This window comes from Streptomyces sp. NPDC096193, from assembly GCF_040302905.1.
Classification (GTDB): domain Bacteria; phylum Actinomycetota; class Actinomycetes; order Streptomycetales; family Streptomycetaceae; genus Streptomyces.
Genome location: NZ_JBEOSJ010000023.1, coordinates 1 through 15,136 on the forward strand (window position 1 = coordinate 1; position 15,136 = coordinate 15,136).

Annotated in this window: 9 protein-coding genes; 5 read left to right on the forward strand and 4 right to left on the reverse strand. The window is 72.3% G+C overall.

What is annotated here, in order from left to right; translation table 11 throughout:
- Nucleotides 1–524 precede the first annotated feature (524 nt).
- Nucleotides 525–1,100, reverse strand: a complete 576-nt coding sequence (locus ABTX78_RS27435) for a MarR family winged helix-turn-helix transcriptional regulator (RefSeq protein ID WP_313945498.1) — start codon at nucleotides 1,098–1,100, stop codon at nucleotides 525–527.
- 145 nt (nucleotides 1,101–1,245) lie between these two features.
- Between ABTX78_RS27435 and ABTX78_RS27440 the strand changes: the two genes are divergently transcribed.
- On the forward strand, nucleotides 1,246–2,520 hold the full coding sequence (locus ABTX78_RS27440; protein WP_352209572.1) for an MFS transporter: 1,275 nt from the start codon (nucleotides 1,246–1,248) through the stop codon (nucleotides 2,518–2,520).
- A 27-nt stretch (nucleotides 2,521–2,547) separates the two neighbouring features.
- On the opposite strand, the gene ABTX78_RS27445 is transcribed toward ABTX78_RS27440, so the two are convergent.
- Both ABTX78_RS27445 and ABTX78_RS27450 read right to left on the reverse strand, forming a co-directional pair.
- Entirely contained in the window at nucleotides 2,548–4,197 is a 1,650-nt protein-coding gene (locus ABTX78_RS27445; protein WP_352209480.1) for an ATP-binding SpoIIE family protein phosphatase, read from the reverse strand.
- A 107-nt stretch (nucleotides 4,198–4,304) separates the two neighbouring features.
- Nucleotides 4,305–5,795, reverse strand: a complete 1,491-nt coding sequence (locus ABTX78_RS27450; protein ID WP_352209481.1) for an NAD(P)/FAD-dependent oxidoreductase — start codon at nucleotides 5,793–5,795, stop codon at nucleotides 4,305–4,307.
- 326 nt (nucleotides 5,796–6,121) lie between these two features.
- On the opposite strand from ABTX78_RS27450, the gene ABTX78_RS27455 reads away from it, so the two are divergent.
- Together ABTX78_RS27455 and ABTX78_RS27460 are read left to right on the forward strand one after the other, a co-directional pair.
- Entirely contained in the window at nucleotides 6,122–6,910 is a 789-nt protein-coding gene (locus ABTX78_RS27455) for a TetR/AcrR family transcriptional regulator (protein WP_352209482.1), read from the forward strand.
- 228 nt (nucleotides 6,911–7,138) lie between these two features.
- Nucleotides 7,139–9,157 (forward strand): sigma-70 family RNA polymerase sigma factor, encoded by a 2,019-nt coding sequence (locus ABTX78_RS27460; protein ID WP_352209483.1) that lies wholly within the window; start codon nucleotides 7,139–7,141, stop codon nucleotides 9,155–9,157.
- 254 nt (nucleotides 9,158–9,411) lie between these two features.
- On the opposite strand, the gene ABTX78_RS27465 is transcribed toward ABTX78_RS27460, so the two are convergent.
- Entirely contained in the window at nucleotides 9,412–11,538 is a 2,127-nt protein-coding gene (locus tag ABTX78_RS27465; RefSeq protein WP_352209484.1) for an asparagine synthase-related protein, read from the reverse strand.
- 704 nt (nucleotides 11,539–12,242) lie between these two features.
- Here ABTX78_RS27465 and ABTX78_RS27470 point away from each other — a divergent pair.
- Both ABTX78_RS27470 and lhgD read left to right on the forward strand, forming a co-directional pair.
- Nucleotides 12,243–13,664, forward strand: coding sequence for an NsdA family TPR-like regulatory protein (locus tag ABTX78_RS27470; RefSeq protein ID WP_313945492.1), 1,422 nt, complete (start codon nucleotides 12,243–12,245; stop codon nucleotides 13,662–13,664).
- Nucleotides 13,665–13,760: 96 nt separating this feature from the next.
- Nucleotides 13,761–14,969, forward strand: a complete 1,209-nt coding sequence (gene lhgD, locus ABTX78_RS27475; RefSeq protein WP_352209485.1) for an L-2-hydroxyglutarate dehydrogenase — start codon at nucleotides 13,761–13,763, stop codon at nucleotides 14,967–14,969.
- Nucleotides 14,970–15,136: the final 167 nt, after the last annotated feature.

Here is a 15,136-nt window from a genome sequence, read left to right on the forward strand (position 1 = left end):
GAACCTCGCCATCCGAAGATGGACGGGGTATCAACATATCTGGCGTTGACTTTTGGCACGCTGTTGAGTTCTCAAGGAACGGACGCTTCCTTTGTACTCACCCTCTCGGGCTTTCCTCCGGGCGCTTCCCTTCGGTCTTGCGTTTCCGACTCTATCAGACTCTTTCGTGTCCGATTCCCCGGTCGGCGGGGCTGCTTTCCGGCCTTTCGGCTTTCCGGCGATTCCGACTCTATCAGATCCTTTCGGGCCTGATTCCCGGTCGAACTCGGGTTGCCATTCCGGCTGTTGGGCCGTTCCGACGTCCCAAACCCTAGCGGATTTCCCATCCGACTCATAATCGAGTCTTCGAAATGAATTTCGGCATGCCGAAATTCGTCCCGGTTGGGAGATCGTGTTGAGAGTTGGGTGCCGCTTGAGCGGCTGAGTGGCTGTCGTAGAACCGTTCCGGCCCCTGACAACTCGAAGAACCTTACAGACAGGTGAAGTGTGCGTCAACTCGTGCGTGGGAAGGGACGGCGGGTCGGCTAGTCCAGGTCCGTGAGCCGGCCGCCGGCGTCCGGTTGCGCGTGTTCCACCCGGCGCAGGACGCGGATCAGCAGCTCGCCGAGCATGCCCCGGTCCTCCGCCGAGAGGTCCTGGAGCAGGTCCTCCTCGAAGTCCGTGGCCATACGCATCGCCTCGAGCCACTTCGTACGGCCTTCGTCCGTCAGTTCCACGATCACGCGGACGCGGTTGTTCTCGTCCCGGTCGCGGGTGACCAGGCCCTCGCTCGCCATGCGGTCGATGCGGTGGGTCATCGCGGCCGGGGTGAGGCCGAGGCGCTTGGCCAGTTCGCCGGGGCCCATCCGGTAGGGGGCCCCGGCGAGCACGAGGCTCTTGAGGACCTCCCATTCGGCGTTGCTGATGCCGAGGGTGGCGACCTGACGGCCGTACGCCACGTTCATGCGCCGGTTGAGCCGGCCCAGTGCGGAGACGACCTTCTCGACCTGGGGGTCCAGGTCTCCGTACTCGCGCTGGTACGCGGCGATCTGCTCGTCGAGGCTCGGCTCGCCGAGGGCGGGGTCCGGCGCTGCTGGGCCTTCGGGGCTCGCGGTTGGCATGCGCCGAAGTATCCCATGGGGCGCGTTGGCATTGAAGTCCTTCACTGTGTATTGTTGAGGATCTAACTTTAGTGTTGAAGTCTTCAGACTTCAGTCCTTCAAGACCTCGAGGTAGGTGAGTGTGACCAGGGCGATGGGCGCTGCGATGCGCCGGATTCAGGCGGGGAACGCGCTGAGCGCGTTCGGACTCGGCTTCACGGTCCCGTATCTGTACGTCTATGTGGCGCAGGTACGGGATCTCGGCGCGACGACGGCGGGGGCTGTCCTCGCGGTCTTTGCGATGGCCGCCCTCGTCGCCCTTCCCTTCACCGGTCGCGTGATCGACCGTCGGGGCCCGCTGCCCGTTCTGGTGGGGGCCGCGCTGCTGGCCGGCGTCGGCGCCGTATGCATGGGACTGGCGGGGAACGTGCCCGCCGTCGTGCTGTCGGCGGCCCTGCTGGGCGCCGGTACGGCGATCATGCAGCCGGCGCTGGCCACCATGATCGTGTGGACCTCCGACTCCACCACCCGTACGCGCGCCTTCGCCACCCAGTTCTTCCTGCAGAACCTGGGCCTCGGCATCGGAGGGCTGATCGGCGGGCACATCGTCGACGCGAGCCGGCCCGGCAGCTTCCTTCTGCTGTTCGGGATCGAGGCGGCGATGTTCCTGGTGCTGGCCGGGATCGCGCTCACCGTGCGGCTGCCGCGATCCCTCTCCCTGCACGAGCCGCGGCCCGCGAACGCCGAGGCCAGGACCCGCGGCGGGCTGCGCGCGCTGCTCGGCCACAAGGCCATGGTCCAGCTGTGCGTTCTCGGGTTCGTCCTCTTCTTCGCCTGCTACGGACAGTTCGAGTCGGGGCTCGCGGCCTACGGCACCGAGGCCGCCGGAATCCAGCCGTCGACGCTCGGCACCGCGCTGGCCGCGAACACCGCGGTGATCGTGGTCGCCCAGTTCGTGGTGCTGAAGTTCGTCGAGCGCCGCAGCCGCACCCGGGTGATCGCCGCTGTCGGGCTCATCTGGACGGTCGCCTGGCTCATCGCGGGCTACGCGGGCCTCGGGCACGGCAGCCAGGCGATGGCGACGGCCGCGTTCGTCTCGACGTACGCGCTCTTCGGGCTGGGTGAGGCGATGCTGTCGCCGACCGTCGCGCCGCTGGTCGCCGATCTGGCGCCGGAGTCGATGGTGGGTCAGTACAACTCGGCGTTCGCCCTGGTCAAGCAGCTCGCGCTGGCGGTCGGTCCGGCCGTGGGCGGGCCGATGGCGGCCGCGCTGCACGGCCCGTACATCGTCACGTTCGTGCTGTTCTCGCTCGGCATCAGTGTGCTGGCGCTGCGGCTCGGCAAGCAGCTCACGCCCGTGCAGGACAAGCCCGCGCTCGCGTCGACGTCGCGGGTGGTGGCGGTGCACAAGCCCGCGGAGCCGGTGGAGACACCGGTCTGAGCGGCTGAGCCGACAGGGATCCCTGCCCTACGAGGGCAGGGCGAACTCGCACCAGACCGCTTTGCCGCCGCCCGGTGTGCGGCGGCTGCCCCAGGACGAGGCGATCGTCGCGACGATGGAGATCCCGCGTCCCGCCTCGTCCTCCGTTTCCGCACGGCGGCGGCGCGGCAGGTGGTCGTCGCCGTCCGTGACCTCGATGATCAGCCGGCGGTCGGTGCGGCGGAGCCGGAGGCGCATGGGCGGGGTGCCGTGCTGGAGGGAGTTGGCGACCAGTTCGCTGGTGGCCAGGACGCCCAGGTCGTGCAGTTCCGGAGAGAAGCGCCAGGACGCGAGGACGCCGGAGGCGAACGCGCGGGCGCGCGGGGCCGCTTCGATGCCGCCGAGCAGGTCCAGCGCCGCGTTGTGGAAGAGCTCGGCCGCCGCACCCGTGCGCGTGGGGTGCTGGACCACGAGGACGGCGACGTCGTCGTCGTGCTCCGCCGTCACCCCGAGCGAGCGGATCAGCCGGTCGCAGACGACCTGCGGGGTGCCCGTCGCCCCCGCGAGGGCGCGCTCCAGGGCGGCCACTCCCTCGTCGATGTCCTCGCCGCGGCGCTCGACCAGGCCGTCGGTGTAGAGGACGGCGCTGGAGCCGGGCGGCAGGGCGATCGTGCCCGAGGTGTGGACCCAGCCGCCGGTACCGAGCGGCGGGCCCGTCGGGTCCTCGGCGCGGCGGACCGAGCCGTCCTCGTCGCGGACGAGGACGGGCAGATGGCCGGCCGACGCGTACACGAGCCGTCCTTCGTTCGGGTCGTGCACCGCGTAGACACAGGTGGCGATCTGGCTGGCGTCGATCTCGGCGGCCAGACCGTCGAGCAGCTGGAGCACCTCGTGCGGCGGCAGGTCGAGCCGGGCGTAGGCGCGAACGGCGGTGCGGAGCTGGCCCATGACGGCGGCGGCGCGCACCCCGCGGCCCATCACATCACCGATGACGAGCGCGGTACGGCCGGCGCCGAGGGTGATGACGTCGTACCAGTCACCGCCGACCGCCGCGTCCGTACCGCCCGGGCGGTAGTCGGCCGCGATCCGCAGATCGTCGGGCTGCTCCAACTCCTGCGGCAGCAGTGAGCGCTGCAGGGTCACCGCCGTCTCGCGGTGACGGCGCTCGCTGGCCCGCAGCCGCTCGGCGGCCTCGGCGTGGTCGGTGACGTCGGCGGCGAAGACGAGGACCCCGCCTCCCCCGTCGGGGCTGTCGACCGGCAGGCAGGTGGCGGTGTACGAGCCTCCGCCGCGGACCTTGCGGGACTTGACCGTCCGCGGCTTCCCGCTGCGCAGCACCTGGTCCATGAGAGGGAACAGGCCCAGCTCGGCGAGTTCGGGGCAGGCGACGGCAGCCGTGGCGCCCGCCGGGCGGGGGCCGAAAGCCGCGGCGTACGCGTCGTTCACGTAGGCGATGCGGTGCTCGGGGCCGTACACGAGCGCGACCAGGGCGGGCAGGCTGCCGAGCACCTCGCGGACCGGGAAGTCCTCGATGGCGGGCGCGTCGGGCAGGGGCTCCGGCTGCTGTTCGTACTCGCCGCGGGCCGCGGGGACCGAGCCATCCCCTCGTTGTACGGGGGAGATCCCGTGGTCGGTCCTCCGCGCTGCGCCGCGGCGCTGCGTACCGGGGAGCCTCGAGCTCCAACGCGTGAAGTTCACTGACTTACTTGCCTCAATGGTTGTCGCCGAGGGTCACTCTGTGCAGGTGTGAGCCCACCTATGGTCACACGTCCAGTGTGACCGAACGGACTGCTGATGACCGTCGTCTAGTTCCCTCTGGGGTCGCTCTGCTGCTCGTCCTTCGAACCGCCCTCGGGCCCGGGGAGGGTCCCGCCGTGGGGCCGGTGCCGGACGGAGTCGGGGCCGTGGCCGTGGCCGGGGCGTTTGCCGCCGGCGGCGAGCTCGAACTCGGCCCGCGGGTGCTCCAGCGATCCGAGCGAGACGATCTCGCGCTTGAAGAGCCCGGCGAGGGTCCATTCCGCGAGCACCCGCGCCTTGCGGTTGAAGGTCGGGACACGGCTCAGGTGGTAGGCGCGGTGCATGAACCACGCCGGGTAGCCCTTGAGCTTGCGGCCGTAGACGTGCGCGACGCCCTTGTGGAGGCCGAGGGAGGCGACGGAGCCGACGTACTTGTGCGCGTACTGCCGGAGCGGTGCGCCGCGCAGCGAGGCCACGATGTTCTCCGCGAGCACCTTGGTCTGGCGCACCGCGTGCTGCGCGTTGGGCGCGGTCTCCGTGCCGGGCGTGGCGGCGGTGACGTCGGGGACGGCCGCGGCGTCGCCGGCGGCCCAGGCGTGCTCGACGCCCACGACGGTGAGTTCGGCGGTGCAGCGCAGCCTGCCGCGCTCGTTCAGGGGCAGGTCGGTGGCGGCGAGGACCGGCGCCGGTTTGACGCCCGCGGTCCACACGACGGTGCGCGTCGGGAAACGGCTGCCGTCGCTGAGGACGGCGATACGGTCCTCGCAGGACTCCAGCCGGGTCTCGAGACGCACGTCGATGTTGCGGGCGCGCAGCTCGCGTATGGCGTACGTGCCCATCTCCTCGCCCACCTCGGGGAGGATGCGGTTGCTGGCCTCGACGAGGATCCACTTCAGGTCGGCGGGCTTGATGTTGTGGTAGTAGCGCGAGGTGTAGCGGGCCATGTCCTCCAGCTCGGCGAGCGCCTCGACGCCCGCGTAGCCGCCGCCGACGAAGACGAAGGTGAGGGCCGCGTCGCGGATGGCGGGGTCACGGGTGGAGGAGGCGATGTCCATCTGCTCGATGACGTGGTTGCGCAGACCGATGGCTTCCTCGACGGTCTTGAAGCCGATGGCGTAGTCCGCGAGGCCGGGGACGGGCAGGGTGCGGGAGACCGATCCCGGCGCGAGGACCAGTTCGTCGTACGGCAGCTCGACGGCGCCGGTCCCCTCCTCGGCGGTGGCGAGGGTGGTCACGGTCGCCGTGCGCTTGGCGTGGTCGATCGCCGTGGCCTCGCCGATGAGGATCTTGCACTTGTCCAGAACTCGCCGCAGCGGGACGACGACATGGCGCGGCGAGATCGATCCGGCGGCCGCTTCGGGGAGGAAGGGCTGATACGTCATATAGGGGTCGGGCGTGATCACCAGGATCTCCGCCTCGCCGCGTGCCAGCTCGTGTTTCAGTTTCCGCTGGAGACGAAGCGCCGTGTACATCCCGACGTAGCCGCCGCCGACGACGAGAATGCGCGTGCCCGACGGTGGGCCGGGGGTCGCGCCCCGGGAGTTAGCAGCCTTCACCATCCCATGAGGCAACGGCGGCAGGCGTTTGTCCACAGGCCCGGCAAATTGTGTGACCGGAAGCCTCCGGTTGCGATGCGCCGGGCGCCTCCCGCGCATTCGGGAAGGTACGCAGGTCAGGGGCGGGGAAGGGGGTGGTGCGAGGGGGCGTAATCGGGAGCCTTCCGGTCCTTGCTCCGATCGGGGGGCGCTCCGTGCGGAACTACCCCCTTCTGAATTGACCCTGGCTCAACTATGTTCGTATCTCGTCGGGGTGCCTGGTCAAGGCGCGCCCGGCAGACCAGGCGGGGAGGTCTCCGGGGGGAGACACAGTGACCGGGGGAACGTGTATGACCATTCAGGATTCTCATTGGCAGGCTGCCGCGCCGACGGCCGTGGACGGGCATTCCGTGCACGGCGGGCACACGGGCGGCGAGGGCAACGGACGCGCGGTACCGGGCGGCCTCGGCCGTTCCGCACCGCTGCGGGTGGACGCACAGCGCAATCTCGAGCATGTCCTGCGGGCGGCTCGTGAGGTGTTCGGCGAGCTGGGATACGGCGCGCCGATGGAGGATGTGGCCCGTCGCGCCAGGGTCGGCGTCGGGACGGTGTACCGCCGTTTCCCGAGCAAGGACGTGCTGGTGCGCCGGATAGCCGAGGAGGAGACCTCCCGGCTGACGGAGCAGGCGCGTACGGCTCTCGGGCAGGAGGAGGAGCCATGGTCGGCCCTCTCCCGCTTCCTGCGCACGTCGGTGGCGTCGGGCGCCGGACGGCTGCTGCCGCCGCAGGTGCTGCGCGTCGGCGTGGAGTCGGAGGACTCTGCGGCGATCGGCGGGGACGGAGTCCGGGTGCCGCATCAGCGCTCCGGGGCACAGCCCGACCTTCGGGTCGTCGGACAGCGTCAGGCGCCGGCGGACGAGGACGAGGGCACGGGCGCGGCGGATCTGCTCGAGGTCGTGGGGCAGCTCGTGGACCGGGCCCGGGCGGCGGGTGAGCTGCGGGGCGATGTGACCGTGGCGGACGTGCTGCTCGTGATAGCCACGGCGGCGCCCTCGCTGCCGGACCCGGCGCAGCAGGCCGCGGCGTCGTCACGACTGCTGGACATCCTCCTCGAGGGGCTGCGTCCGCGGTCGGCCTGAGCACTGACGTGTGCGGCTGTGGGCTGCGACCGACCATCGCGATCCACAGCCGCAACGGCCCATCACAGAGCGCCGATTGACCATTCCCCGAACGAGTGACCATTAGTGCTCGGATTCGGTAGGTCTCCCCGGATGAGTGGTTGACACGCATGTGGGTTCGGTGCGCTGTTGCTCTGTGGCACGCTTGCCCGGTGTTCGGGTCTGAAGGTGCTGACGGGGGCTTCCGCGATGAGCGGTGACGAACGGGACGAGTCCCTCGACGGTGCGGATGACGCGGAGGCTGCGGGACCGCCATCGCGGCAGGTGCCGAGCCAGGGCAGGCCCGAGGGGTCCTTCGGGTCGCCGGCCGGCGTCCCGCCCCAAGGCACGGCCGGAAGCGGGATCGGGACAACTGGCCCCGTGCCGGCCGGTCACGCGGTGCCGCTCCAGCGCGAAGGCGGCAGCGGACTCGATTCGGTGCTTCCACCGCCACGCGAATTGCCCACGTCGGACGCCGAATTGCTTCAGCGCATGCGCACGGGCGAGACCAGCGCCTACGAGGAGCTGTTCCGCCGCCACTCCGACGCCGTCCGCCGGTACGCGCGCACCTGTTGCCGGGACGCGCACACCGCCGACGACCTGACGGCCGAGGTGTTCGCGCGGACACTGCAGGCCGTGCGCGGGGGCGCCGGGCCGGAGCACGCCGTGCGGGCGTATCTGATGACGACGGTGCGCCGGGTGGCCGCCTCCTGGACGAAGACGGCCAAGCGCGAGCAACTCGTGGACGACTTCGCGGTGTTCGCCGCCGAGGCCGCCCGCAGCACGGACACCGCGACCGACGACACCCTGGACCTGGGCGCGGACGTCCGCGCCATGCACGAGGCCGAACAGTCCCTGGCCATGCAGGCCTTCCGGTCGCTCCCCGAGCGCTGGCAGGCGGTCCTGTGGCACACCACCGTCGAGGAGGAGTCCCCCAGCGAGGTCGCACCGCTCTTCGGGTTGACCCCCAACGCGACGGCGGTCCTCGCCGGCCGGGCCCGTGAGGGGCTCAAGCAGGCCTATCTGCAGGCCCATGTGAGCACCACGCTCACCTCCGGCGGTGACTGCGCACGCTATGCCGACCGGCTGGGGGCGTATGCCCGCGGGGGGCTGCGGACGCGGGCCGAGCGCGGTCTGCGCAAGCACTTGGAGGAATGCGCCAAGTGCCGGCTCGCCGTGGGCGAGCTGGAGCACGTCAACGCCGGGATTCCCGCGCTGCTGCCGGTCGCGGTCATCGGCTGGTTCGCCGCCGGCTACTCGCTCAAGGCCGCCGGGATCGTCGCCGGTGGAGCCAGTGCGGCGGGGGCGGGTGCGGCCGCCGCGGCATCGGGTGGTGCGGCGGCCGGTGGTGCGGCCGGCGGCTCCTCGGGCGCGGCCGGCGGGGCCGCGGTGTCGGAGGGACTCGGCGCTCCCGTGAAGGCCGGTATCGCCGCCGCTGTGGCTGTCGCGGCGGCCGCGGGGCTGGTGTGGGCGCTCTCGGGCGACCCGAAGCCCGTGCCGGAGGCGGACGCCAAGCCTCCGGTGGCCCAGCCCGGTGCATCGCAGCAGCCGCGGCCGCCTCAGCAGAAGCCCGATCCACCGCGGCCGCCGGCTCCCGTCGACCCCGCCGTACCGGCTCCGTCGGCGCGACCCAACGAGCCTGCGCCGAAGACGAATCCGGCACCCACGCCGACTCCGGGTGCGCCTACGCCTCCCGCGCCGTCCGAGCCCGCGCCGTCGGACCCGCCCCCGCCCACACAGGCACCGACGCCGACGCCGTCCCCGCCGCGCCCCACGCCCCCGCCTCCGCCGGAGCCGCGGGTCTATCAGGTCAACCGGCTCGAATACAGCGTGTTCGGTGACCACACCGGGCCCGAGGTGCTGCTGGGGCAGAGCAGTTGGATCTGGCAGCGCTGGGGCATGTCGGTCGACGGCCGGCGCTACGGACACGGGGTGACGGTGCACGCGCCCTCGTCGGTCACCATCGCCCTCAACCGCCGGTGCACCAGCTATGACGCCGTGGTCGGCGTCGACGACCTGACGCTGGGGCTCGGTGCCGTGCGGTTCTCCGTCTACGGGGACGGGGCGCGGCTGTGGCGCTCGCCGGTGATCCGCGGCGGGCAGGCGGGCGTGCCGGTGCATGTGGCGATCGGCGGGCAGGAGAGGATCCGGCTGGTCGTGGAGCCGATCACACCGTTCGGTTCGGTGGCGCTCGCGGACTGGGCCCAGTCGCAGATCAGCTGCGGCTGACGGCTGTCCTGTACCCGCACCCACCCGCACCTGCACGGAGGCAGCGCGCCCGGGGCTGTACGCACGGCCCGCCCCCGGGGCGTACGCACAGCCCGCACCTGCACGGAGGCCGCGTGCCCGCACCCGTACGCACGGCACGCGCCCGCACCCGTAGGAGAACCGGAGCCGTACCCCCACGGATACCCGGGCCCGCGGTCGTACTGAGGTACACCCGCGCCTGTACGGCCGAGCTACTCCCCGTACGCCTCCGTCGTCTACGACTGGAGCGTTCGCCGCGGTGGTACTCCTCCGGCGACGGCCCGCTGCCGGGGGGCCGCCGAGCCCGTCCAGCAGGTGCCGCGGCGCGACAGCAGCCGCCGTAGCCACAGTTCCGTGGAGATCAGGTCGGCCAGGCCGTCCAGGGGTACCTGTTCGCCCTCCGAGGCCGCCCGCAGGGCCTTGCGGATCACCCGCGCCTCCACCAGGCCCGCGTCCGCGAGCAGCGGGGCGTCGAAGAGGGCCATCAGCGTCGGCAGCGCCGCGCGGAGGCCCTTGCGTGCCGTCGCCGTCGACGTGGCCTGGGTGGTCGCGCCCCAGCCCGGCGGCAGGTCGTGGATGCCCGCACCCGCGAGGACCGTGCGCAGGATCTCCGCCCGCGCGCCCGGCCGCACCCGCAGGGACTCCGGGAGATCGCGGCAGGCGCGGACGACCTGGTTGTCGAGGAAGGGCGCGTGCAGGCGCTGGCTGCGGACCTCGGCCGCCTGCTCCAGGATGCGGTGATCGGACGCGTGGCGGGTCAGCGCGGCCCGGGCGCGGGCCTCGCCGGGACGTTGCACGATCACCGGGCGGGTCGCCGCCGCCATCAGACGAACCGATACTTCAGCCAACGCCTCACCCGTGAGCCACCGCGCGGCCGGGCCGGGCCGCGACCAGGTCAGGGCGGCCAGCGACGCACCGAGCGGGCCGGTGCCGTTCGCGCCCACGCCCTTGCGGTTCGCCTCCAGCAACAGGTCGGCGGCCGCCTCCAGGCCCGTCCGGTACGGCGTACGCGCCAGCCGCCGCGCCGCCCGGTACACCGTGACCGGGATGAACAGCGCCTGCGGCGACGGCCCTTCGGCCCGGGCCAGGGCCGCGGCCGGCCGCAGCAGATGACGTCGGCGCCGGTCCAGCAGCAGATCCGCGAGGCGTGCCGGGTGCGCGTCCAGCACCTGCCGTGCGCCCGTACCGGTGAAGTGGTCCGCGCTGCCGCCGGTGAGCCGGCCGCGGTGACGTTCCGCCGTGACGAGGGAGGGCGCGGGTTCGTCGGTGAGCGGCCCGCTGTCCAGGGAGGCGTACGGCAGCGCCTCCTCGCCGGCCGCGACGACCACATGGTGCAGGCGCGGGTTCTCGGCGATCGCACGCGCTCGTTCCAGTTCGGCCTCGCGGCCGTCCTCGGTGAGGTCGTTGAAGGTGACGGCGAGGAGCCGCTCGCCCGCGCCGGTGCCGTGGCCGAGCACCGTGCCAGGGACGCCGGGCAGCCCCGCCGCGAGCAGCGCGAGCGTGCCGGACGCGCTGCCGCCGGAGAGGTCCGCGCCGATGCCGGGTGCCGGCCCGCCTCTGGCGGCGCGGCGTTCCGCGGGGCCCATGCCCGGCACGGGACCCGGGTCCGGGGGCAGGGTCTCGGGTGCGTGCCGTGGGGCGGTGAGTCGCGCGCGTACCGCGTCGATCAGGGCGTCCCGTACGCCGTCGACCGCCCGCGACGCCTCGATCTGCGGGCCCGCGACGGCGAGCGAGGCGACCGGCTCGTAGCCGGTGATCTCGCGGGAGCCCTCGCGAAGGATCAGCGCGTGCCCAGGCGGGATGCGCTTGACCCCTTCGTACGGCGTCGAGTCGCGCAGCGCCTCCGGTGTCTCGGGGCAGGCGAGCAGCGCGGCCAAGTGGCCGATGTCCAGCTGGGCTTCGATGAGATCGGCGAGGGGGAGGGCCGCGGTCGCGTAGGCGGTGCCGTTGGCCCAGGGGGTGTAGAAGACGGGTCTCGCGCCGGCCAGGTCGCCGATGACGGTGATCCTGCGCCCTATCTGGACGACCGCGGTGTAACTGCCGGCCCACGAGGTCAGATGGCGAAGCGCCCCGCCGCGGGCGGACAGCAGTCCGGCCCGCAGCTCGTCGTCCCCGGCCGCGCAGCAGCCGAGGACGGCGAGTCGGGTGATGGGGGCGTGGCCGACGACATGGGCGGGCGGATCGGCGGTGACGACACGCACCTCGTCCGGGCGCCAGTCACCGACGGCCCACAGCGGGTCCGGGTCGCCCCACAGGAGCTGCGAGCCGACGGGGTGGACGGTGCGGCCCTCGTCGGACTCCCCGACTGCTCCGGCCGTACCGAAGTTTGCGGCAATACTGCTCCACCCCACCAACCACCGCATCGCCGCCTCCACAGGCTGTGGACAAACCATGGCCGTCGAGCCCGGCCGTTCGGGAACATGCTGCCACGAAGGCAGCGCACAGGAGGGGCTCCGGGTAGCGTGCGCAAAAAGTGAACGCGCCCCCGCGGTTGGCGATTTGCGGGCGGTTCGACGGGCGGCGGGACGAGTGGCCCATACCCAAATCAGAGCAAAGGGAACGAGCGGGACAGTCGTCATTCAGCCATTCTCAGGGGCGCTTCGGGGGCTTTGGCCCGGCATACGACAGTCCGGGAGGCGCTGTTCGCCTCCCGGACCGGTCCGCCGCCCGCGGGGATTGAAGGCGGCGGTATCCCCCAGCCCGCTGGTTCCAGTACGCAGCGGGCCGACCCACGCAGCACTCATGGAAGCGCTCCCCCACCTGCCGGACCAGAGCGCACGGACGGGCGCACGGCCACACGCACGGAGCACGGCGGCGCCGCACCGCCGGCGGTCCGGCTGCTCCACCGCACAACAATCTCGCCATACGGAACACCGCCCCTTAACGGTCAGGATGCGGCGAACTACGCTGTGTTTACTGATGTTCTCCGCCGGGGCGCATATTCCGCAGGGCTCGGCCAGGTGCTTTTGCAGCCGGGACCGCGAAGCTGCCAACCGGGGAGGACGCGGTACGAATGCCGTGCGCTGCAGAGCGACGCGGCGGCCGTCTGTGTGTCGAGGGGTGGCGCATGTCCAGGGAGCAACGCGGGCCGAACGAAAAACTCGGCACCGTTCTCGCCCTCGCGGGAATCAGCAACGCCGGTCTTGCCCGGCGGGTCAACGACCTCGGAGCGCAGCGCGGGCTGACTCTTCGCTACGACAAGACGTCCGTGGCGAGATGGGTGTCGAAGGGCATGGTGCCGCAGGGTGCCGCGCCCCATCTGATCGCCGCCGCGATCGGCGCGAAGCTCGGCCGCCCGGTGCCGCTGCACGAGATCGGCCTCGCGGACGCGGACCCGGCCCCCGAGGTCGGGCTCGCCTTCCCGCGCGATGTCGGCGAGGCGGTGAAATCGGCCACCGAGCTGTACCGCCTCGACCTGGCGGGACGGCGGGCCGGGAGCGGGGGCATTTGGCAGTCGCTGGCCGGTTCCTTCGCAGTGAGCGCCTATGCGACGCCCGCGTCGCGGTGGCTGATAACCCCCGCCGACTCGTCGGTGGAGCGTTCTCTAGACGCCCTCACCGACGACTCGCCCGCCCGCGTGGGCCACAGCGATGTGGCCAAACTGCGGGAGGCGGCGGAGGACGCCCGCCGCTGGGACTCCAAGTACGGCGGTGGGGACTGGCGTTCGTCGATGGTGCCCGAGTGCCTCCGGGTGGACGCGGCGCCGTTGCTGCTCGCGTCGTACTCCGACGAGGTCGGCCGCGCGCTGTTCGGCGCGACCGCCGAACTGACGCGCCTGGCGGGCTGGATGGCCTTCGACACGGGCCAGCAGGAGGCCGCGCAGCGGTACTACATCCAGGCGCTGCGGCTCGCCCGCGCGGCGGCCGACGTGCCGCTCGGCGGATATGTCCTCGCCTCGATGTCGCTCCAGGCCACCTACCGCGGCTTCGCCGACGAAGGCGTGGACCTCGCCCAGGCGGCCCTGGAGCGCAACCGCGGCCTGGCGACCGCCCGCACGATGAGCTTCTTCCGGCTGGTCGAGGCACGCGCCCACGCCAAGGCGAACGACGCGGCCGCCGCCGGCGGGGCGCTGAAGGCGGCCGAGGGCTGGCTGGAGCGCTCACGGGAAGGCGATCCGGACCCGTCGTGGCTGGGTTTCTACTCCTACGACCGGTTCGCCGCCGACGCGGCCGAGTGCTACCGCGACCTGAAGGCACCACGGCAGGTACGCCGCTTCACGGAGCAGGCCCTGTCGCGGCCGACGGAGGAGTTCGTGCGCTCGCACGGCTTACGGCTCGTGGTGAGCGCCGTCGCGGAGCTGGAGTCCGGAAACCTGGACGCGGCGTGCGCGGCGGGCACGCGCGCGGTGGAGGTCGCGGGACGGATCTCCTCGGCGCGGACCACGGAGTACGTACGGGACCTGCTGCACCGGCTGGAGCCGTACGGCGACGAACCGCGGGTCGTGGAGCTCCGGGAGCGGGCGAGGCCGCTGCTGATGGCGCCCGCGTAGACCCGAGCGATGTGACAACCTGCACGCCTCCCTGTTTCAGCTGGTTTAACGGCATTGTCAGCGGGCCAGTGCACTATCGGGGTGGGAGGTGACGCGGTGACGGCGTCCGGGCAGAGCTTCGACTGCGACGTGCTGGTGATCGGTGGCGGGATCGTCGGCCTGTCGACGGCGTACGCCCTCACGCGCGCGGCGCCGGGGACCCGGGTGATCGTCCTGGAGAAGGAGCCGGGGACGGCGCGCCACCAGACCGGGCGGAACAGCGGGGTGATCCACAGCGGGATCTACTACCGTCCGGGGTCGCTGAAGGCACGGTTCGCGGTGCGCGGGGCGGCGGAGATGGTCAAGTTCTGCGCCGAGTACGGCATCGCCCACCAGGTCACGGGCAAGCTGATCGTCGCCACCCGCCGCGACGAACTGCCCCGGCTGCACGCCCTGGTCCAGCGCGGCCGGGAGAACGGCATTCCGGTACGGGAGCTGGGCCCGGCGCAGATCATGGAGCACGAACCGGAGGTCCGGGGGCTCGCGGCGATCCAGGTGGGCACGACGGGGATCTGCGACTTCGGCGCGGTGGCGGCGCAGCTGGCGGCCGCGTCGGACGCGGACATCCGCTGCGGCGAGGAGGTCACGGCGGTGGACCGCCGCGCCTTCGGGGTCGCCGTGCGCACGTCCTCCGGGACGGTGCTCAGGGCGCGGGCGATGGTCAACTGCGCGGGTCTCCAGTGCGACCGGATCGCCCGGATGACGGGCGACGAGCCGGACATGCGGATCATCCCCTTCCGCGGCGAGTACTACGAACTGGCGGACCCCTCGCTCGTCCGAGGGCTGGTCTACCCGGTGCCGGACCCGGCGTTCCCCTTCCTCGGGGTGCACCTGACGCGCGGGATCGACGGCGGGGTCCATGTGGGCCCGAACGCGGTCCCGGCGCTGGCCCGCGAGGGCTACGACTGGTCGACCCTGCGCCCCCGCGACCTGGCGACCACCCTGACCTGGCCGGGCTCCTGGCAGATCGCCCGACGCCACTGGCGGTACGGCGGGGGCGAACTGCACCGCTCGCTCTCGAAGCGCGCCTTCACGACGGCGGTGCGCCGCCTGCTGCCCTCGGTGACGGAATCGGACCTCCGCCGCGCCCCGGCGGGAGTCCGCGCCCAGGCGGTCCTGCGGGACGGCACGCTGGCGGACGACTTCCTGATCCGCGAGTCCCCGCGCACGGTCCACGTCCTGAACGCCCCGTCCCCGGCGGCGACGGCCTCACTCCCGATCGGCCGCGAGGTGGCCCGCAGGGCGCTGCGGGCACTGTCGGGGTAGCGGGATGCACGCCGTGCGGGTAGAGGTCCCTGCGGCAGCTTCGCGCCGCATCCCTTCTCCTAACCGCGCGGCTTCGCCTGTGCCCGCACACCAACGAGGCACGCATCCACCCCCCGGGAGGGGGCGTGCAGGGTCGGCCCCGCAGGGGATCGGCGGCACGACCCGGG

Coding starts and splice junctions, on each gene's coding strand:
- ABTX78_RS27435 (WP_313945498.1), bottom strand. CDS start 1,100: ATGCCAACCGCGAGCCCCGAAGGCCCAGCAGCGCCGGACCCCGCCCTC.
- ABTX78_RS27465 (WP_352209484.1), bottom strand. CDS start 11,538: ATGCGGTGGTTGGTGGGGTGGAGCAGTATTGCCGCAAACTTCGGTACG.
- ABTX78_RS27440 (WP_352209572.1), top strand. CDS start 1,246: ATGCGCCGGATTCAGGCGGGGAACGCGCTGAGCGCGTTCGGACTCGGC.
- ABTX78_RS27460 (WP_352209483.1), top strand. CDS start 7,139: ATGAGCGGTGACGAACGGGACGAGTCCCTCGACGGTGCGGATGACGCG.
- ABTX78_RS27455 (WP_352209482.1), top strand. CDS start 6,122: ATGACCATTCAGGATTCTCATTGGCAGGCTGCCGCGCCGACGGCCGTG.
- ABTX78_RS27450 (WP_352209481.1), bottom strand. CDS start 5,795: ATGGTGAAGGCTGCTAACTCCCGGGGCGCGACCCCCGGCCCACCGTCG.
- ABTX78_RS27470 (WP_313945492.1), top strand. CDS start 12,243: ATGTCCAGGGAGCAACGCGGGCCGAACGAAAAACTCGGCACCGTTCTC.